At 51.3% G+C, this 20,479-nt stretch carries 17 protein-coding genes; 5 read left to right on the top strand and 12 right to left on the bottom strand.

What is annotated here, in order from left to right; genetic code table 11:
- Positions 1 to 13: 13 nt before the first annotated feature.
- The 7 genes from rsxC to JFL75_RS13245 form a co-directional block, all read right to left on the bottom strand.
- The gene (gene rsxC / locus JFL75_RS13275) at positions 14 to 1,384 is read right to left on the bottom strand and encodes an electron transport complex subunit RsxC (protein WP_215627154.1); all 1,371 of its coding nucleotides are present in this window, start codon (positions 1,382 to 1,384) and stop codon (positions 14 to 16) included.
- 326 nt (positions 1,385 to 1,710) lie between these two features.
- Positions 1,711 to 2,298 (bottom strand): PadR family transcriptional regulator, encoded by a 588-nt coding sequence (locus JFL75_RS13270; RefSeq protein ID WP_215627153.1) that lies wholly within the window; start codon positions 2,296 to 2,298, stop codon positions 1,711 to 1,713.
- A gap of 6 nt (positions 2,299 to 2,304) precedes the next feature.
- A complete protein-coding gene (locus JFL75_RS13265) occupies positions 2,305 to 2,616 on the bottom strand; it encodes a carboxymuconolactone decarboxylase family protein (RefSeq protein WP_215627152.1) in 312 nt (103 codons plus the stop codon).
- Positions 2,617 to 2,721: 105 nt separating this feature from the next.
- On the bottom strand, positions 2,722 to 3,837 hold the full coding sequence (locus tag JFL75_RS13260; protein WP_215627151.1) for a glycoside hydrolase family 172 protein: 1,116 nt from the start codon (positions 3,835 to 3,837) through the stop codon (positions 2,722 to 2,724).
- Positions 3,838 to 3,847: 10 nt separating this feature from the next.
- Positions 3,848 to 4,684, bottom strand: coding sequence for a carbohydrate ABC transporter permease (locus tag JFL75_RS13255; RefSeq protein WP_215627150.1), 837 nt, complete (start codon positions 4,682 to 4,684; stop codon positions 3,848 to 3,850).
- A 10-nt stretch (positions 4,685 to 4,694) separates the two neighbouring features.
- Positions 4,695 to 5,576 (bottom strand): carbohydrate ABC transporter permease, encoded by an 882-nt coding sequence (locus JFL75_RS13250; protein ID WP_215627149.1) that lies wholly within the window; start codon positions 5,574 to 5,576, stop codon positions 4,695 to 4,697.
- Positions 5,577 to 5,638: 62 nt separating this feature from the next.
- Entirely contained in the window at positions 5,639 to 6,862 is a 1,224-nt protein-coding gene (locus JFL75_RS13245) for an ABC transporter substrate-binding protein (RefSeq protein WP_215627148.1), read from the bottom strand.
- A gap of 213 nt (positions 6,863 to 7,075) precedes the next feature.
- Here JFL75_RS13245 and JFL75_RS13240 point away from each other — a divergent pair, with 213 nt between their 5' ends.
- Positions 7,076 to 8,902, top strand: a complete 1,827-nt coding sequence (locus tag JFL75_RS13240; RefSeq protein ID WP_215627147.1) for a sensor histidine kinase — start codon at positions 7,076 to 7,078, stop codon at positions 8,900 to 8,902.
- Complete coding sequence (locus tag JFL75_RS13235; protein ID WP_215627146.1) at positions 8,899 to 10,500, top strand: response regulator transcription factor; 1,602 nt, start codon at positions 8,899 to 8,901, stop codon at positions 10,498 to 10,500. Before JFL75_RS13240 ends, JFL75_RS13235 begins: the two co-directional genes overlap by 4 nt.
- A 26-nt stretch (positions 10,501 to 10,526) precedes the next feature.
- Here the strand turns inward: JFL75_RS13235 and udk are convergent, their stop codons facing one another.
- A complete protein-coding gene (gene udk, locus JFL75_RS13230) occupies positions 10,527 to 11,144 on the bottom strand; it encodes a uridine kinase (protein ID WP_215627145.1) in 618 nt (205 codons plus the stop codon).
- 134 nt (positions 11,145 to 11,278) lie between these two features.
- Between udk and JFL75_RS13225 the strand changes: the two genes are divergently transcribed.
- The gene (locus JFL75_RS13225) at positions 11,279 to 13,405 is read left to right on the top strand and encodes a methyl-accepting chemotaxis protein (protein ID WP_215627144.1); all 2,127 of its coding nucleotides are present in this window, start codon (positions 11,279 to 11,281) and stop codon (positions 13,403 to 13,405) included.
- A 25-nt stretch (positions 13,406 to 13,430) separates the two neighbouring features.
- Here JFL75_RS13225 and dnaJ read toward each other — a convergent pair whose 3' ends face one another.
- The 3 genes from dnaJ to grpE form a co-directional block, all read right to left on the bottom strand.
- Positions 13,431 to 14,558, bottom strand: a complete 1,128-nt coding sequence (gene dnaJ, locus JFL75_RS13220) for a molecular chaperone DnaJ (RefSeq protein ID WP_215627143.1) — start codon at positions 14,556 to 14,558, stop codon at positions 13,431 to 13,433.
- Positions 14,559 to 14,626: 68 nt separating this feature from the next.
- The gene (gene dnaK / locus JFL75_RS13215; RefSeq protein WP_215627142.1) at positions 14,627 to 16,552 is read right to left on the bottom strand and encodes a molecular chaperone DnaK; all 1,926 of its coding nucleotides are present in this window, start codon (positions 16,550 to 16,552) and stop codon (positions 14,627 to 14,629) included.
- Positions 16,553 to 16,650: 98 nt separating this feature from the next.
- Positions 16,651 to 17,322, bottom strand: coding sequence for a nucleotide exchange factor GrpE (gene grpE, locus JFL75_RS13210; RefSeq protein ID WP_215627141.1), 672 nt, complete (start codon positions 17,320 to 17,322; stop codon positions 16,651 to 16,653).
- 466 nt (positions 17,323 to 17,788) lie between these two features.
- Here grpE and JFL75_RS13205 point away from each other — a divergent pair, with 466 nt between their 5' ends.
- Positions 17,789 to 18,877: an arginase family protein gene (locus JFL75_RS13205; protein WP_215627140.1), complete on the top strand. Its 1,089-nt coding sequence runs from the start codon at positions 17,789 to 17,791 to the stop codon at positions 18,875 to 18,877.
- A 66-nt stretch (positions 18,878 to 18,943) separates the two neighbouring features.
- Here JFL75_RS13205 and JFL75_RS13200 read toward each other — a convergent pair whose 3' ends face one another.
- On the bottom strand, positions 18,944 to 19,747 hold the full coding sequence (locus JFL75_RS13200) for an undecaprenyl-diphosphate phosphatase (RefSeq protein WP_215627139.1): 804 nt from the start codon (positions 19,745 to 19,747) through the stop codon (positions 18,944 to 18,946).
- 297 nt (positions 19,748 to 20,044) lie between these two features.
- Between JFL75_RS13200 and JFL75_RS13195 the strand changes: the two genes are divergently transcribed.
- The gene (locus JFL75_RS13195; protein WP_223292653.1) at positions 20,045 to 20,476 is read left to right on the top strand and encodes a VanZ family protein; all 432 of its coding nucleotides are present in this window, start codon (positions 20,045 to 20,047) and stop codon (positions 20,474 to 20,476) included.
- The last annotated feature ends 3 nt before the right edge of the window (positions 20,477 to 20,479 follow it).

Genomic DNA, 20,479 nt, shown 5'->3' with positions numbered 1-20,479 from the left:
TGGGAATCTCCTTTTATTTTTTGTTCTGGGCTTCGGCTTTCTGTGCTGCCTGCTGGTGAGCCCTGAAGCGCTGTTTGCCTACCCGGAAACGCTGGACCAGTTTGATCCTGGCGGGGCAGACATAAGAACAGCTTCCGCATTCGATACAGTCCATAAGCCCCGCGGTCTGGGCCGTGTCAATTTCCTGGGCTTCCAGGGCATTGTTTATAAGCACCGGGGAGAGGAAGCACGGGCAGTTGTTTATACAGCGGGCGCAGCGTATACAGGGGCTTTCCTCAAAAGTCGGGGTTTCCTTTGCGGTAAGGAGCAGTATTCCCGAGGTGTTTTTCTGAATAGGAACTGCCGTGCTTGCCACGGCCACACCCATCATGGGCCCGCCGAAAACAATTTTCCGCAGGGAGGCGGTATCCACCTGCATAAAATCCTCGGGAAAGTCGCTGACAGCGGCTCCGATGGGAGCAATGATATTTTTAGGGGTTTTGCAGGCCCCGCCGGTCACCGTAAGGCTCCGCTCGATCAGGGGTTTGCCTTCATTAAAAGCTTCGGAAATGGCCACCAATGTGCCGACGTTCTGAACGATACAGCCCACATCCATGGGAAGCCCTCCGGAGGGTACCTCCCTGCCGGTAATGGCGGTGATCAGCATTTTCTCGCCGCCCTGGGGATACTTTGATTTTAGCGGCTGCACCAAAATGCCGGACGCCCGGGGATTTTCTGCAACAGCTTTTTCCAGCATCGGGACCAGGTGTTCTTTGTTGTCCTCAATGCCTATTACCGCCTGTTTGACACCGGTGATATGCATCACCATGGTGATGCCTTCAATAAATTGGGAAGTTTTTTCGGTCATGACCACCTCGTCGGTGGTCAGGTAGGCCTCACATTCCGCGGCGTTTATAATCAGAAGGTCGATATTTTTTCCCGCGGGCGGTGACATCTTAATGTGGGTCGGAAACCCGGCGCCGCCCATACCGATGATTCCGGCTTCCCGGATCCGCGCCAGGGCATCCTCCTTGGATACCGTGAATGGATCCATGGGAGGCATAAAATCATGTTCCGCCGGACCGTCTTCCGGAGCGGCTTCGATAACAATGCAGAGCCCGTTGGTATTATTCGACAGCGCCCGGGGTTCAATCTTTTTAACGGTACCGGAAATCGATGCGTGCACCGGAACCGTCATGGGTCCTGGATCCTTCGCGTCGGCGATTTTCTGGCCTCTCTTAACCGTATCCCCCACATTGACGATGCTTACGTTCGGCGCGCCGAAATGCTGGTGAATGGGAATAACCACCTGCTTCAGCGCGGGAACCCGCTCGTTGGGGTGGCCTTCGGTGGCGTGTTTCCGCTCCGGAATGCTCAAACCCCGCTTAAATGTTTTTGTAGCCATAAGTACAGGCTCTCCTTTCAATAAACCGCATCTATACTATAGAAAAAAAGTACTGTCAAATGTAGTCTTTTGGGCGCGACAGGATCTCTCCCCTGTTTTTCCGGTTACGAATAAGTATATATTATATAAGTATATTTATTATATTCATATCCTATGCATAACCGGTGTTCCCGTCAAGGGACGGGGCGTGGTTACCCGGCCGGGAAACACGGGAAAACGATGTCATGCCGCTTCAGAGGAGGCTGGGTATGGGGGAACTCTTCAGGCTGTGTTCTGGGACCGCCAGCCGGTGACACGCTGCGGCAGTATCCGGAGAACTGATTTTCCTATGCTGTGCGGGGAGGATGGCCGGAGCCGTTTCGCGGCGGATTCCCGTCCGGACCGGACAGAGGCGCTTTCCGGAACTTCTGCCGGAACCCGCCGATCCATGCAAGGAGGGATTCGAATATCCCCTTCTGCTGGTCCATAACCGCCATCCCCGGCAGGGGGATATGCTGCCGCTCCGCAAGGTAGGTATCGAGTTCGTCCTTTATGGTTCTGATGTTTTCCTCAATGGCGGACAGCAGCCTGAGAGCGTCCTGTTTCGGTATTTTATGAAGATTAGCGATGACCGCGTTAAAGTCGAATACCGCCTGGACCGGCGCCGCGGCGGTGGTTTCCATAAGGCTGAGGAAATGCCTGTGTCCCTCGCCGGTAACGGAATACACGGTTTTTTCCGGCATTCTGCTTTCCCTCACGGCTCTGCTTTCCAGATACCCTTTCTGCTCCAGCACCAGGACCTTTTTATACACCGAAGGCGAACTGATCCTGACCCATTTCCCGATATTCCGGTACTCTATCTGTTTCTGGATTTCATAGGCGCTCCGGGGCTGTTCCAAAACCAGCCCCAGCAGGATTAAATCAATGGCGGACATGCCCCATTATGCTTCATCATAGCTTGTTAGCGCAATATCAAAGGCCTCGATTACCGCGAGTCCCGCCGCGGGCATTCCCACCAGAATAGCGCTTTTTACTTCATCCCGGGTGGCGCCGGCTTTTTTCGCGGAGGCCACGTGAAAGGGGAGTCCTCCGGTCAGACGGACCGCCGCCAGCACCGACAGGTACGCCAGTTCCCGGGTCTTTTCATCCAGCGCGCTGGTTTCGGCCATAGCCGAAACCCATTCCATATATGATTTTCCCGCGCCGCCCGATTCCTGCATAAAACTCATGAATCCGCCGCTTACACTTCCCATGGTATATCTCCTTTAGTGTTTATTATATTACTATAATATATACTAATCGTCAATAGAGTGTTATGACCGAAATATATGGGAAACAGGCTGTTCCTGATCCTTTGGTCAGCGCGGCCAGCGGTATTCCTTGGGCGGAAGCACCGGAAAAGCTCCGTGAGGTTCACTCTGGTACCAATACGCCACTGTAGCAATATCATCCTGCCGCTCGAAAAGGCCCTTGTGGCAAATTCCAATCTGCTGAACCGTAACTTTCAGATTTTCCGTGAACCGGACCGGATCCATAATATGCCATCGGTAGAGTCCCCTCATGGGCGGACAGCTGCCTTCAAAACGCCAGCTGTGGTTTTTTTCCCGGTCGGCGTAGAACGGAAACCCGAGGAATGGTGTCTGGTACAGTATTTCCCTGGCGGGAGTTTCCCGCCGCTGGTCTTCCACAAATCCCCAGGCTCCGCCGAAATAATCCTCCAAGCCGGTTCCGCAGATGGTCGGATAGGGGTCATCTCCATCCAGGAAGAATTTTACTTCACCTTCACCCCACCAGTACCGTTCCAGAGTCGTAATAGCCATGTAGGTCCCAACATAATGGCCCCGTCCCTGTACTCCATCGAGTATAGTATAGTCCTCCGTTTTTGTTGTCAGCCGTTCCCGACGCCATTGGGCGTGGAAATACGCTGTTTCTTCGGGCAGAGAATCGTAAAGACAGTAGTCAATCTGGTAAAAAAAAGCCCGTACATCGGCGCCGTGCTGGTTTTCCACGGTGATTTTCGCCTTTTGCCTGAAAGGCATCGGAAAATACATATTAAAGCCCTTGTCCGGATTGACGGCGACCGGAAGGGAATTGATACTGCATCCTGTCCCGAAACCGTTGCAGAAAAAATCCCCTATGGGACATTCCACCGAAGGTGTTTCCTCATCATCCCAGTATATTCTCAGGACGACATCGCATAGTACGAAAAAATCATGGTCGCTTTTGTCGGGTACGGTCATCCAGATATGGTTTATGACCCCGGGGCCATCGATGTCGGCCAGCAGTTTCGTTTCCCCGGATTTAAATCCCCGGATTGCCGCCGAACCCTTCCGGGCCGGTCCGAGGATCCCGTCGGCGGTTCCGCCTTTTCCTTTTTCTCCGGTGGGATTTTCCATGTTGATCGCCCGGCTCCTTCCGTTATTAATCAGCGGCAGGGCTGTCAGGGAATTGGTAAACGGATTGGTATTAAACATAAAAAACTCCTTATGATTTCACTCCGCCGGCCATGATGCCTTCCATTATATATTTCTCAAAAATGAAGACGAAAATTATAATAGGAAAGACAATGAACCAACCCATTGCGCTTATCAGTTCCCAGGGCATGGAATACTGGTCCTTGGTCGGCAGCGTTGTGATAGCGACACTGAGCACTTCAATGGAATTGGAATAAAACAGCGGTGTAAAGAGATCGTTGAGACAGGTAATGAAATTTATTATCAGTATGGTCGCTATTGCCGGACGCATTAAAGGCAGGATGATATACCGAAGCTTCTGATGGAATATTGCGCCGTCAAGGTCCGCGGCCTCCTCGATGGATTTCGGTATATTGCCGAGGAAATTGGATAGTATCAGCATGGTGAATGGGATCAGGTTGCTGGTATACAGCAGTATCAGTCCCGGGAATGTATCGTGGAGTCCGGTCATGCGGAGAAAGTTGTATAATGGCCGGGCTTTTACAATAGCCGGAATCATGACGGAAAAGACGATTGCCAGCTGGGCAATACGGAGCGCCTTGCTGGAATACCGGGTAAAACCGTACGCCGCCATGAGACAGATAACCGTACTGATAAACAGTGAACAGGTTGTAATAAAAAGGGTGTTGAACAGTTTTCTGCCCAGATTAAGATTCATGAACAGAGTTTGGTAATGCCGTATGGTTGGGTTCTTCGGTATATAATTAATCGGCGATGTAAATAACTCATTTTCCGGTGTTATGGATGAGATAAAAATCCAGTAAAGCGGAATTATGATAACCATGGCAACGATGATGGTGAATATCCAGACGGTAACACTGGTTTTGCGGCGCGCGGATAACAGCATGGGTTTCCTCCTAGTCATTCATACGCCTGATAAAAAGTATATTTATTGAACTGATGGCAATCAGAATAAGAAACAGCACCACCGCAATAGCCGATGCGTATCCTATATTAAGATTCGTGAAGGCTTCGGTCATAATACGGTATGCCAGCAGGGATGTTGAATTGCCGGGGCCGCCCGATGTCATGGTGTATACCACATCGAAACTTATGATACGCCAAGTGGTAAAGAATATGCACAGGGTTAAAACGGTTTTTATTATGCTTGGCAGCGTAATCCGGAAAAAGGCCTGTATTTTATTGGCCCCGTCAATACGGGCGGCTTCATAGACTTCGTTGGGTATGAACTGCAGCGCGGCTAGCACCAGGATTGAGAAATAGGGTATATCCTTCCATAGGTCGACCATGATTACTGCCGCCCGGGCTGATGCGGGATATACGAGCCAGTCGAAGTGGAATGACGGAATAATCCGGCGGATCAGATCGTTTATCAACCCATAGTTATTGTTGAATGCCCAGCGCGCGGCAATACCCACAACAACCATGGGCATGGCCCAGGGGATAAGCACAATGGAACGGAGAAATTTTTTCCCCTTAAAAGAAACATTAAGCAGCAGCGCCAGACAGATCCCTATTACCACATGGAAAGCCATGGAGGTTACCGTGAAGATCCCCGTAAATTGAAGGGACTTGATAAGTTTTGGATCGGTAAAAATTTGAATATAATTTTTTAAGCCGATAAAAACCGGGTCCGGACTGCGCAGCAGCCTTATGTCGAAGAAGCTTGTCCAGAAGGTAACACATACAGGATAAATTGTCGTAAATCCCCGGAGCAGAAGAACCGGTGTGACCAGCAGCCATGCAACAAGGAGCGGTCTGTGCTTTTTCGTTTCCATAAAATAATCATCCCCATAGAAACGGCAGGCTGGGACCGGCCTGCCGGATAATCCGGTATGGACTACAGATATTTTTCCGTTTCCTGCTGGGCCATCCTGAAGAATGTGTCCATATTGATTTCGTCGGTAACCAGCTGCTGGAACAGCGCTCCGATACCGGCAATATGTTCCATTGTTTCCGGAACCATGGGGCGTCCGCGGATAGTCACATCCTGCATATACGTACGGAATTCCTCGATGCCGGTCAGTGAGAATGACGGGTCCATAATCACGTCCATCCTGGCAGGCATGTTTCCGAAGGTTTTTGAATAGGACATACCAGCTTCCTTGGTTGTACTGTAAGTCAGGAATCGGCGGGCAGCTTCCTTATTTTTCGACGCGGAGTTCAAAACAAAATGCCAGGCAGAGCAATAGGCGCTGCGGGTTTCAAATGTCGGAGGAACAACCATTTTTATTTTGTCATCGCCGTATGCCTCCGCGTCACGGACCCGGGCAATCTGGGTCGCCCACATGAAACAGCTTGCATACGTTCCGTCAATAAGATTCTGCCGCATGGGATCGTATTGATCGGCGAGCTGTGACAGGGGAGTTGCCTTGAGGCTGTGACACATATCGTACATGAGCTTAACCGCCTGCTGTGTTTTCGGGTTGTTCCAGTCAAAGAAGTCTCCGCCGAACAGGTTTACGAATGTACCGATTTCATTGAATACGTATGTGGTTTCCCAGGCGCCGCCGTATCCCCACTTTCCGTTGCCGCTTGTTTTTGTAATGAACGTGATAAAGTCGTCGTAGGTATCAATGGATGACAAACCGGCTTCTTTCATTTTCTGCTGATTGACAAAAAACCCGAGTACATTGAAATACATAGGCACTGTATAGATACTGCCATTTCTGGCAGTGGCCATGTCTTTAAGGTATCCCTGAGGATACTGCTGCTGGACTTCTCCGGTCATTACCGTATTCTGGAGCGGTTCGAGCCAGCCGGTATTTTTAAAGGCCGTATACATCTCATCATTTATTGTGAAAATATCCACACTGCTGTCACCTGACGAAAGTATGGTCGTGATTTTAGCCTGGCGGTCATGGGTGTTTGTGGGCATATCGATGGTGGTTATTTTCAGATTACATGCCTTTTCAATGTCCGCAATCCAGTCTGCATAGCCTGATTTCGTTGAGTCGACACTCATAATGGTCAGGGTAAGGGTCTGATCCGGTGAAGCCGATGCTCCTCCGTTTCCCGATGCTTCTTTTTTTGAGCAGCCGGTAATAACTAATACTGCAATCACTGCGCTTACTATTGCTGGATGCAATTTTCTTTTTTTCATGGATACTCCTCCTTCGCGTGGAAATAATGCAATCGATACCCCAGGTATACCATCGATTTCCAATATGTAAATATAATTTTTTTCGATACGTTTATATTTTTATTGGCTGTATCCGGGGTATAAAACTTTTTTGTTGACAATAATACTATTGTGTTGTGAAGATGTAGGGTAGTTATGATCGATCTGCCGCCGCTCAGCCGTTTTAGGTTTCACGGATTCCGGGAAAAAATTCTGCTGGCATTTTTTATTTTTTCATTTATACCTCTTGTTCTTGTGGGATACCTAAGCTACAGGACCGCGTTTACGATCGCCCGTGAACGTATTCTCGGGACTGTTGAGTCGGCCAACAATCAGCTTTTTTACAGTATCAATGAACGTATTTCCCAGATGGAGCGAGTGGCGGAATCCCTGCAGTATTACGTTTATACATTGACCGCGACTCCTGAAGAGTCTATCACCCAGTACCTCTCGCTGTACGGACATATCCGGCGGTTTATTTCTTCCTTGGAATATTCATTCAATCTTCTCAATATTGTGGTATATCTTCCGGATGATAATTTTATCAGCAGAGAGGGTTTTATGTTCCGTACTCTCAGCTCAATTGAACAGCTTGGGCTGTCGCCGGACCATCTGCTGCAGAGCGGAATAGATTTAAAATGGAAGCTTTTCCTTGAACAGGAACTGCTGATCGTGAATCTGGGCCGCCTGAGAAATGTAAATTATATTTCCTGTTACCGGTCCATCCGCAATATCGCAACGCAGAAAATAAATGCGGTTTATTTTGTTAATATTAGCTGCGGTGAACTGAGCGGTATCCTGGCGGAACTTCCTATCGCTCCCGGTCTCGAAACCTGCATCATTGACCGCAGCGGTATTGTGGTCGCCCATTCTGATGAGTCGCAGATCGGAACAGGGCTGCCGGATACTATTGTCCGGACTGTTCTGAAGGCGGAAGAGGGCGAGCTTTTTTCTCTGGGGTCCGGGCAGAATATCATTATGAAAACATTAGGGATCTCCGACTGGATTATGGTCACCTTTATTCCGGATAGTTATATCCGGGACAGTTCTTTTGTCCTGATACGGATACTCCTTATCGCACTCATTCTTCTGATACCGGTTTTATTCCTGCTTGGAATACGGCTTTCCAGGATGGTTACCGGCAGAATATATACCCTGGGAAAAACAATCCGGGATTTTCAGACATCGGAAAATACGGAACTGATAGAAAGCCTTTCCGGGATGACTTCTAAGCCGCCGCGTACACGGGATGAAATCGACGAGCTCGCGGTTGACTTTGTCCGAATGTCTGAAAGACTGGAGGAAAGCTTCGGAAAAATTCTGGATATGAAGATGGAAGAGTCCCGGCTCAAGTACAAACTGCTTCAGTCAAAAATCAATCCGCACTTTCTGTATAACATCCTTGAGTCGATTAAAACCGCCCAGACTATGGGTGATATATCCATGGCGAATTCAATGATAACCAAACTTGCCAAGTTCTACCGCCAGCTCCTCCGGGGATCAGACGACCTTATTCCAATACATGACGAAGCCGAAATGGTATCAACATATCTTGAAATTGAATCCCTCTGCCGGAGAGGCAGTCTTGAATGGAGTATACATCTTGATGAGGGAATCGGGAATTTTCTGATCTGCAAATTTACCCTCCAGCCCATTGTGGAAAACTGTATAATCCACGGATCCCTTCCGGGACAGATTCCGTTAGTCATATCCGTCGCTGTTGAATATGCCGACGACCAGATCAGAATTACCGTTGCCGATAATGGGGTCGGAATGTCCAAAGAACAGGTTTCCGCACTTACCGGTATTCTGCTTAGATCTCAGCCCGAACCGGAAGGCCACTATGGTCTGTGGAATGTCAGTACCAGACTCAATCTGTATTCCGGGGGAATGGCGGATTTAAAAATAAAAAGTTCTGAGGGGACAGGAACCATGGTGATTATTACTATGCCCCAGATGTTTTCGGAGGAACTGCTGCCATGAAACGCGCGTTGGTTGTGGATGATAATCCCCTGGCGGTGGATGGCATAATCCACAGCATTGACTGGGAGAGCCTTGGGATCGAAATATCAGGCCGCTTCTGCGACGGCCAGAGTGTACTTTCATACTTAAAGGATTTTTCCGCCGATATTATCATCTCCGATATACGGATGCCCGGTATGTCGGGATTGGAGATGGTTGAAAGAATAACCGCGGATAGCCATAAAATAAAAATAATCCTTATAAGCGCTTACAGTGATTTTCAGTATGTACAGGACGCCCTGAGGATCGGCGCCTTCGATTATCTTGAAAAGCCGGTTGATTACGACTATCTGTACGGCATTTTAAAAAAGGCGGCCGAGGCCATCGACAGGGAGAACCGGATTCTTGAGGAACTGCATCAAAGCCGGGATGCGCTGGTGCAGAGTTTCTTTTATAATCTTATCCACAGCAATCCTGAGGCCTCACAGTATCGCCTGTCGGACTATATACCATTTTTGACGGTTCCGTTATCCGCGCGGTTTTACCTTACCGCGGTTGCGGAGACACACAACATAGATGCCGTAAAAAAACGTTCCGGATTGGAAGCGGCTTTTATCTGTCAGATGGGCCTTAAAAACGAAATGGAACAGCTTTTTATTTCGGTTCCCTTTGTACGTGTTTTATTTGACTACGACTGCCTGGTTCTCATTCTCGGCCTGGACGGAGAATCCAGAAACGATGCGGCGGCATTCGTAAATGACCGGCTGACTGCTCTGCTTCAGCGGACAGCGTACCATACGCTGGAAATCAATATTGGAATCGGGAGTACGGTTCCGTCAATCTGGCACCTTTCCGAGTCATACAAGGCCGCGGTCAGGGCTCTGGAATACCGCTTTTTCTTCCCCCAGAAAAGTATCTTTGACGTACGGGATTTCTCAAACCGGCGGCCTCCTCAGGATTCATGGAACTCATCACTCGAAGAAAAATTAATTCAATTTCTCTGCCGAAAAGACAGTGAAGGAATAGAACAGTACATGGAGCAGCTGGCGGTTTTATTCTCAATGCAGCAGGATAAAAAAAACGTCTTTATTATTCTGTATTCCCTGACAGGGAAAATTATTAAATTCCTGTATGACATTGATATCAATATGGGCGAAATACGGAACGATCTATTATCGCTGTACCGGAATATCGATGACTACGCTTCCAGTGATGAGTTATGTACAAAATTCAAACATATATGCCTGGATATCTGTGAAACCATGCACCAGTCCAGGGAAAGTTACCAGAATCAGCTCTGTAAACAGGTGCAGGAATTTATCGACTCAAATTATTCCAACCAGGATCTCTCCCTGAGTGATATTGCTTCGTATTCAAATATCAGTTCCTCCCATTTAAGTACTGTTTTTAAAATGGTAACGGGAATAACAATCAGTGATGCGATAACCGCAGCCCGAATTAACGAAGCCCGGGTGCTCCTGTCGAATACAAGCTTTCCGATAAAGGATATCTGTGAACGGGTTGGGTACTCAAATCAGTATTATTTCTCCGCCTGTTTCAAAAAACACACCGGCATTACACCATCGGCGTTCCGGTCGGCGGAGGCTGAAAATTCATAGACGAACCGCCGTTCCCGCGGAGCTTCCTAAACCGGCCGGAGTGTTTCCCGGATAAAGGATACCAGCAGCGACAGGGCGTTTTCGTTGAAGCCCCCTTCGGGGATGATAATATCGGCGTAGGCCTTGGTCGGTTCAATGAATTCAAAATGGCCCGGTCTGACGACCGTGAGGTATTGTTCTATTACGGAGTCCACAGTCCGGCCCCGCTCTTTGATGTCCCGGCTGAGCCGGCGGATAAAGCGGATATCGTCGGGGGTATCCACAAAAATCTTAAGGTCAATCAGATCTCTGATCTTTCGGTCCGTAAAAATCATGATGCCTTCAAAAATAACGATCCGCTTGGACTCCAGCCGGACGGTTTCGGTTTTCCTCCGGTGGTGCACAAAGTCGTAGACCGGCATATCAATGGGTTTGCCTTTTTTGAGGGAAGTGAGATGTTTTATGAGAAGATCGTTGTCAAAGGCGTCGGGGTGGTCAAAATTGAAGGCGGTAATGTTATCATTGGACATGAATTCCGCCGACTTATAGTAACTGTCCTGGGGCAGGAAGACAAAATCAGTAATAAATTCAGTTATTTTCTGTACTATTGTGGTTTTTCCTGAACCGGAACCGCCTGTTATGCCGATAAGTGTTACATCACCCATGTCTGTACCTTTACTTTTTAACAGTATAAAACCCGATACGGGATTCAGGCAATGGCCTTGAATACAAAAAACCCGAATGTTTTGCAGCGGCTGAACGCCAATGAAATTGACCTGGCCGGGAAATGGAGGCTCCCATGAAAATGCGATCAGTTAAAAATAAGGTTCTGCTGTTTTCCATTATTTTCTTTGTGGTTATTCTCATAAGCGGAACGTTACTTTTCTTTTTTACCGCCCGGAGTATTGCCGGCAATACCGCGGCCCAGACTCTGCTCCAGATCGGGGAAACGAAAAAGCTTGGACTCGTGTCCTCGGTGGACAATGAAATCGTAATCGCCCTGAAAATGGCGGATTCCCCGCTGATCAAGCGGTTTTTTATGAACCCTACCGACCCGGTGCTCAGGGATCTTGCCCTGGAGGAAATTGCCGGCTACCGCAGGGCCTTCGCGGGAAATTCCGTATTCTGGATAAACGATGTGGACAAGGGCTTTTATTCCGACGGCAGTCTCGTCTACACCCTGGACCCGGACGATCCCAATGAATACTGGTATAAGATGACCCTGTACGAAACGGATCTGTACAATTTCAATATAAATTACAATCCCAATCTGGGGAAAACCTTTCTGTGGGTAAATGCCCCGGTTTTTGAAGGAACCACGCCCATCGGGGTGGTGGGGACCGGGATAGTGCTGGATGATTTCGTTTCATCCCTGTACCGGGGAATGGATCCCCGGGTGAATGTGGTGTTTTTTAATTCCGCGATGGAAATTACCGGGGCGCAGAACAAGGATCTGGTAACCAACAAGGCGCTGATCACCGATTACAGCCAGGCCAACGCTGATACAATTGTCTCGGCTATGAGTTCTCTTCCGGCGGATGGGACCAGTACCTTCCGGCGGGACAATATGGAATACAGTCTTACCCACATTGACCGGCTGGACTGGTACATGCTGGCGTCCATGCCGGTCACGTTTGCCATGATGCGGGAAAGCTCGATCACCGGAATCGGGCTTCTGATGATTGTAATCATCCTGTTCATCTTTGTTATTTTCAATCTCTTTATTCAGGGAATCCTCCGGCCTCTCACGGGCCTCCGGGAAACCATGTCGGTTATCGCCGCCGGGGATTTTTCAACCTCCTTTTCATACAGCAAACAGGATGAAATCGGCAGCCTCAGCAGCAGCCTGCGCCAGATCACCCAGGCTGTTTCGCGGATAATCACGGATATCCGGCGGCAGTTCAGTTCGGCGGAGGAAAATACCGCCCGGACGGAACAGAATATCCAGAAAAGCCGGGAGGTGACGGAGCAGATCAGGGAGCAGATTGCCGGCATGAACAGTGAGGTTGAATCCCAGCAGGGAATCATCCGGGAAGTGGCCGCGACGATTTCGGAGAATGTTTCGGATATTCACAGCTTCGAGTCCATCGTCAATGAACAGATAGAGCATATCGATGAATCGGTAAAAAAAATATCTGCCCTGCTTGGTTCGGTACATGAGCTTGAACGCATCCGTTCAACATCTTCGGTTAATATGAACGAACTTCTGAGCAGTTCCGAGCAGGGTACCGCCAGGCTGGGTACCGTGATCGGCCAGATCCAGGAAATTTCCCAGGACTCCAAACAGCTCCTCGACGCCAACCACCTCATCGCGTCAATCACGGCGCAGACAAACCTGCTGGCCATGAACGCGGCTATCGAAGCCGCCCACGCCGGCGCGGCGGGCCGGGGATTTTCGGTGGTGGCCGAGGAGATCCGGGTTCTCGCTGAAAAAACCCGGTCCCAGTCGGAACAGGTTGATACGGTTATAAAGGAAATAATCCGGGCAATCGGCACCGCGGTGGACAGCTCCAATATCACCAAGGCGGTTTTTTCCGGGATGGTGGAAAACATTTCGTCCGTGGAAACAAACTTTACCGAAATGTCGGAACATATCGGAGAGCAGGCCCGCCTGAGTGATGAGGTTTCCTCAAAGCTTAAACAGCTTGGAGAAAGTTCCGGCGAGGTTGCCCGGGGGTTCAGCAAAATGAAGAAGGATAATGACGCCCTGGTCGAAAAAATGGGGAAGACCCAGGATCAGGCGAACGCGGTGGTTGGCGCCATCGGCGGTATCAGGGACGGCGCCGATACGATCACCAGCATGACCGAGGAAATATCCATACTGGTCAGCCGGAATGCCGAGGAACTCGGTTCCATCCACCACAACCTGCTTTCATACACTATTACCGGTTCCGGTGAGGACAGTGCCGGATCTTCGGAGGAATAAAAAAAGCGGCCTAATGGCCGCTTTTTCAGTTTCTGGACAATTCCGACAGGGAAATGTGTTTGGGTGAGTTTACCTCACCTTCCGTCTGGGATAGTTCCTCCAGAAGCTCCTTTCCCCGTTTCGACAGTTTCGTCGGAATCTGAACGATGAGCTTTATATACATATCTCCGCGGCGGCCTCCCGCCGGGACGCCTTCGTTTTTAATACGCAGCATTTTGCCGTTCTGCACACCGGAAGGAATTTTTACCTTTATTTTTTTGTCTTCCAGGGTGGTTACGAACAGTTCGGTTCCCAGTGCTGCCTGGGTTATGGAAATCGGTACGGCGCAGTACAGGTCCATGCCGTCCCGTTCGAAATACTCATGGGGTTTGACCCGGATAAACACATATAGGTCTCCCGGAGGTCCGCCGTTGGGGCCGGCATCCCCCTGTTTGGGAATGACCACCCGCTTGCCGTTTTCCACACCCGCGGGAATGGTAACCATGATTTTCTGGCGTTTTTTCTGAATACCCGAACCGCCGCATTCCTTGCAGGGCTGTTCGATCACGTAACCTTCGCCGCCGCAGGTGGGGCAGGGCGTGGAGACGGAAAAGAATCCCTGGCTGCGCCGGACCTGTCCCGTGCCGGAACAGGTTGGGCACATCTTGCGGCCGGCCCCGTTGGCGGCGCCGGTCCCTTTGCACGCGGCGCAGGCCTCGTTCCGGGTGTACTGTATTTCAACCTTGGTGCCGAACACCGCGTCTTTAAAAGGAATTTCTATGTCGTACCGGAGGTTCGCTCCCTGGCGCACGCCGCCGGCTCCGCCTCCGGATGACCGCCGGCCCCCGCCGAAGAAGGTATCGAAAATGCCGGAGAAATCCCCGAATATATCCTCAAATCCGTGGAACGCTGAAGCGAAGTCCTGCGCGTTGGATGGCCCGCCCATGCCTTCAACACCGGCGAATCCGAATTGGTCGTAGGCGGATTTCTTCTGGTCGTCGGAAAGGATTTCATAGGCCTCGGTGGCCTCCTTGAACTTCTCCTCCGCTTCCTTATTGCCCGGGTTCTTATCCGGATGATACTGAATAGCGAGTTTCCGGTAGGCTTTCTTTATATCGTCTTTTGACGCGTCCTTTTGCAGTCCCAGGACTTCATAGTAATCACGCTTAGCCACATCGGCACCCTTTCGTTAAAAATTGGCAGGCCCCGGCGCTGCCGGAACCTGCCGCTATGATACGTTTTTTATTTATCGTCGTCGACTACCTCGTAGTCCACGTCTTCGGCGCTCTTGGTATTGTCCCCGCCGCCTGCCTGGGTTTCACCTCCGGGGGCCGCGCCGCCGGCGTCCTGGGCTCCCGGCTGCGCGCCGGTCTGCTTGTAGACTTCTTCGGCGATTTTATAGGAAACCTGCTTAAGCGCTTCGGTTTTGTCCTTAATGGTCTGAACATCGCCGCCCTCAAGGGCCTGCTTCAGTTCGGCCACCGCCTGTTCGGATTTTGCTTTATCCTCGGCGCTCACCTTATCGCCGAGATCGGCGATGTTCTTTTCGGTGCTGTAGATCAGGGTGTCCGCCTCGTTGCGGGCTTCGGCCTTCTCCCGTTCCCGCTTGTCTTCCTCGGCGTGCAGTTCCGCTTCCTTGACCATGCGGTCGATTTCACCTTCATTCAGACCTGAGGAGCTTTCGATGCGGATTTTCTGCTCTTTGCCGGTGCCCAGATCCTTGGCGGATACGTGGACAATACCGTTGGCGTCGATATCGAAGGTTACTTCGATCTGGGGAACGCCCCGGGGCGACGGCGGAATACCCACCAGGTCAAACCGGCCGAGGGTTCTGTTCTGCGCGGCCATTTCCCGTTCACCCTGGAGAACCTGGATGGATACGGCGGTCTGGCCGTCCGCGGCGGTGGAGAAGATCTGGCTCTTCCTGGTCGGAATGGTCGTATTCCGGGGGATGAGCTTGGTCATAACGCCGCCCAGGGTCTCAATTCCCAGTGACAGCGGGGTAACGTCCAGGAGCAGAACGTCCTTGACGTCTCCGCCCAGGATACCGCCCTGGATCGCGGCGCCCACGGCGACCGCTTCGTCGGGGTTTACGCCCTTGTTGGGTTCTTTCTTGAACAGATCCTTAACGATCTGCTGAACCGCGGGAATGCGGGTGGAACCGCCCACGAGGATGACCTCGTCAATCTGGTCGGCGCTTAAGCCCGCGTCGGACAGCGCTTTTTTACAGGGATCCTTGGACCGCTCCAGCAGGTCCGATACCATCTGCTCGAATTTCGCCCGGGAAAGGGATTTCTGCAGATGCTTGGGTCCGGACTGGTCCGCGGTGATAAAGGGCAGGTTTATCTCGGTGGTCTGCATGGCGGACAGTTCAATCTTCGCTTTTTCCGAAGCTTCCCGGAGCCGCTGCAGGGCCATCCGGTCTTTACCGAGGTCAATTCCGGTATCATTCTTGAATTCTTCTATGAGCCATTCCATTATGCGGCGGTCAAAATCGTCGCCCCCGAGATGGGTATCGCCGTTGGTGGATTTTACCTCAAAAACCCCTTCCCCGAGTTCGAGGATGGAAATGTCGAATGTACCGCCACCGAGGTCATATACGGCGATGGTCTTTTCTTTTTTCTGATCCTTGTTGAAGCCGAAGGCCAGGGCCGCGGCGGTGGGTTCGTTGATGATCCGCTTTACCTCAAGTCCGGCGATTTTTCCGGCATCCTTGGTTGCCTGGCGCTGGGCGTCGTTAAAGTACGCCGGCACGGTGATAACCGCTTCGGTCACCGGCTCGCCGAGGTAATCTTCGGCGGTCTTTTTCATTTTTTGAAGAACAAAGGCCGAGATTTCCTGGGGTGAGTACATTTTTCCTTCAATATCTATCCGGACATCGTCACCCTGTTCCTTGATAATATAGGGAACCAGCTTCATCTCGGAGGTAACTTCCGAATAGCGGCGTCCCATGAAACGTTTTATAGAATAAACCGTATTTTCCGGGTTGGTGATCATCTGGTTTTTAGCCGGCTGGCCTACAACCCGTTCGCCTTTGCTGGTAAAACCAACAATTGAAGGGGTGGTTCTTCCCCCTTCGGAGTTCTGGATGACGATCGGTTCGCCCCCTTCCAGAACGGCCACACAAGAATTGGTGGTTCCTAAGTCAATTCCAATAATTTTTCCCATGACAGACTCCTTTCCTGCATTTTCCAATGCTCGCCTTAATTAAAATATACTAAAATTATTAAATGAACGTCACGTAATTGTGCGTTCTATGTTTTCCGTCAGCCCTTTGGGGCGTCTCCGGAATCATTGCTTTCACTGCTCCCGGCCGGTTTGGGGTTTTCGGGCATGAGTACCTTTACCTTGGCGCTCCTGATAACCCGGCCTTTGAGGGTGTATCCCTTGAGGAAATCTTCCTCCACCACCGGTTCATCAATATCGGGGGATTTATCCATCATAATGGCTTCGTGTTTTTCCGGGTCAAAGGGCTGGCTCTGGGATTCAAACCGTACAAGCCCCCACTTGTTTTCGAGCTGGCTTATGAGGCGCTTTTCTATCATGGTTACGCCTTCGTAGAAGCTGTCAAAATCCTTTGAGGTCGCCGAGGATTTTATCGCCCGCTCAAAGTCGTCAATAATCGGAATCAGGTCCAGCAGCAGGCTTTGATTGGCGTAATCAATGGCATCCTGTTTTTCCCGGGTCATCCGTTTCCGGAAATTTTCAAATTCCGCGGCCTTCCTGAGGTACTGGTCCTTGGAATCCGCGAGCTCAGCTTCCAGCTCCGCTATGCGGTCGTCCGCGCTGACGGCACCGGTTTCCCCGGTCTTTTCAGGCTGCTGCGGGGATGCCTCCGCCGTTCCCGTCTGCTGTTCTTCATGTTCCGGCTTGGTGTTTTCCCCCGCCGGATGATCTCCCTGGTTGTGGTTTTTACCGTGAGATGAATGCTTTGACATGAAATCTTCCTAATATATTTGATAAAAGAAAACAGTAATCTACCGTTTTTAAAATTATATATCCGTATAAAAAAATACTGATATACCCGATAGAAGGTCAAGGTTTTTCCATTCATTATATGAAAGAAATTGCCGATTTTCGGTATTATGCGGGGGAGTACCGGATCTGACAAGCCGGAAAGCACCCGGATTATCGGTTCCGCGGGGCCCGTCGAATGAAAAAAACACCGCACAGCGGTATTTCTTTTCATTCGACACCCGGCGTTACCAATACGGACAGGTGCTTTCCGGCTTAACCGGCCCGGTGCTGCCCAACGCTGGAGAGCTGCGCGTGTCCGATGGACCCGACCCCTGACCCCAGCTCCATTCCTGGTTCCGAGGCTTTTGTGCCCAGCTTCCGCCCAAGCAGGGTGCCCTGTGTGATTCCTGCCTACCGGTTTTTCGTTTTTTGCGGTATAGTGTAATTATGATTTTGTTCGACCCAACGCTGGATATGGCATTCCAGGATTACGGCATAATGCTTCCTATAATGAAGTCCCGGGCGGAGCGGGTTTTCCGTGCCGTACAGGAACGGCGCGGTACTCTGACCGGGCCGCTCAGCGCCGCTGACATACCCGGCGCCGCGGAGCGTCTGCGGGAAGGTGCCGGTGATTTGGTGGTCACCCGGGAAGATCTTGAACGGGTCCATGACGCGGGATTTGTACGGGATCTTCTGGGAGAAGGTCCGGAAGGCCAAAAGGGGCTGGAAAAGGCCCTTCTCAACGCGTACGAACTTATCGATGACGAGGGAAAACCGAACCGGTACGAACCGGACCGGGCAATAAAACCCCTGACTGCCCTGTTCGATACGGTGCTGAACCAGGTCCGGGGGACCTATACCGCCTGCCGGATCGCTTTGTCCGGCGGAGAGGGATTCTGCTATTATCTGGGCGGCGGCATGCACCACGCCCGGTACGACAGCGGCGCCGGATTCTGTGTTATCAATGATCTGGTGATTGCCGCCCGGAAAATTCAGGCTGAAGGCAGGGCCAAACTCATCTGGATTGTTGACGTGGACGCCCACAAGGGGGACGGCAGCGCCGAACTGGTGCGGTTCGCCCGGGACCGGGGTGAGCTCGGCGGCAAATCCGGCGGAGAAAACATCCTGACCCTTTCAATCCACATGGCCCAGGGGTGGCCCCTGGACGCGGAAACCCTGGAAAAGGCGGGGCCCGGACGGGCGCCTCTGATTCCTTCGGATGTCGAAATTCCCGTAAACCACGGGGAAGAACCGCAGTATATAGAAAAATTAACCGCCGGTTTGCGGCGTCTCGAGGACCTTTCCCCGGAGGGCAAGCCGGATTTGATTATTGTGGTGGACGGGGCCGATCCCTATGAAAACGACGGCCTCCCCTCCAGCAGTACCCTGACCCTTACCCTGGAGCAGTGCCTGGCCCGGGACCGGACGATCTTCGATTACGTAACCCGGAGGAATATCCCTTCCGCCTGGGTCATGGCCGGCGGGTACGGGGACCGCGCGTGGGAGCCGCCGGCGGAGTTTCTGTCCTCCCTTTGATTGTATGCGAGGGGTACATTCCCTCGGCACGCTTTCGCGTGCGAGCTTCAGGGCGGGGTTGTTGATTCAGAAAAAGAAATGGGTCGCGTACTGGTCAATCAGGACCAGGGCTCCCAGGATCGCCACGTAAACCGCGAAGCCGAAAAGGGACCGTTCCCGGACTATTCTGAGCATCAGTTTTACCGAAACCACCCCCACCAGTGCCGCCGTAAGGGTCCCGGCGATCAGGGGAACCGCACCTATTCCTATGGAAACCGGCTCGGAGCCGGTGATAAGATCCTTTAATTGAAAAACCAGGGCCCCCAGAATGGCCGGAATCGACATTAAAAAGGAGAAACGGGCGGCGAAACCCCGGTCAAGCTTGCGGGAAAGCGCCCCCGACAGGGTAAATCCCGACCGGGAGACCCCCGGAAGGATGGCCAGGGCTTGCATAATGCCGATCACCAGGGCGTCAATCCAGTTCATTTCACCTTCGTTTCGGGTTTTTCCCGGCCGCCGGGAAAGCAGCTCCGATGTTACCAGGGCGGCGGCGGTAATCAGGAAAGAAAAACCCAGGAACTTCCCCGAATGGAAGGCTCCTTCAATGGTATCCTTAAAAAGCAGCGCCACAATAACCGTGGGAACGGTGGCGAGAATGAGCATTCCCGTGAGTTTCTGCACCGGTTTCCGGAGGATATTCCAGATATCCTGCCAGAGGACAACAAATACCGCCGCCAGGGTTCCCAGGTGGAGCAGGGTGTCGAACAGCAGGGCCGGTTCGGAAATACCCAGAATTCTCTGGAGCAGTACCAGGTGGCCGGAGCTGCTGACCGGCAGAAATTCCGTTATCCCCTGGACAGCCCCGAGAATGATCGCTTCAAAAATGCCCATGGATGATCCCTCCGTAACCCCACAGTACCGGTATTTCCCGCGGTAAATCAAGTTCCGGTTCTTAATAGCAAAAAATGAATTTTGAGTATTATATTTGTTCAAAAATTGAACAACTAATCACGTAACCGTTGTCATCTCCCTGGGCATGTGATATTGTTAAAAATATACGGAGGACATTCCGTGATCCCCGGACTTGGCAAGCCTGTTCCGGCGGCGGCCAAGGTTTTTCAGTTTCTCAATTATTATTTAAATTATTATGGAAGAGGTCTGCCCTGAGGGGCAAAAAAAGGATTCTTTTTGTTTAAAAAAACAGGATTAAAAATACTGCTCAGATCTTTCGCCCCCATTCTGGCCGCAGCCATCTGGATTCTATCATCCCAGAGTACCCTGCCCACGGTTAAGGGAATATTCGGATTCGATAAATTCCAGCACCTGCTCGCATACGCCGCGCTTGCCGCCGCCGTTGGTTTCTGGTTTCCCGGGAATCAGTGGAAAAACCATCCCCTGCGGACATTCATTTTTACCGCCCTGATCGCCTCTGCTTACGGAGCTGCCGACGAAATCCACCAGTACTTCGTCCCCGGCAGAAGCTGTTCCGTATGGGACTGGCTGGCGGATACCCTCGGGGCTGCACTGGGAGCGGGTGCGTTCTGGGTGGTTATTCGGCGGGTAATGAAAGTCGCGGCGGGCGGGAATCCTCCAGCCAGTCACGACGAAGTTTCTTCCTAATAC

Origin of the sequence: Breznakiella homolactica (assembly GCF_016616095.2) — a bacterium.
GTDB classification, from domain to species: Bacteria; Spirochaetota; Spirochaetia; order Treponematales; family Breznakiellaceae; genus Breznakiella; species Breznakiella homolactica.
This window is presented reverse-complemented; position numbering and strand designations above follow the sequence as displayed.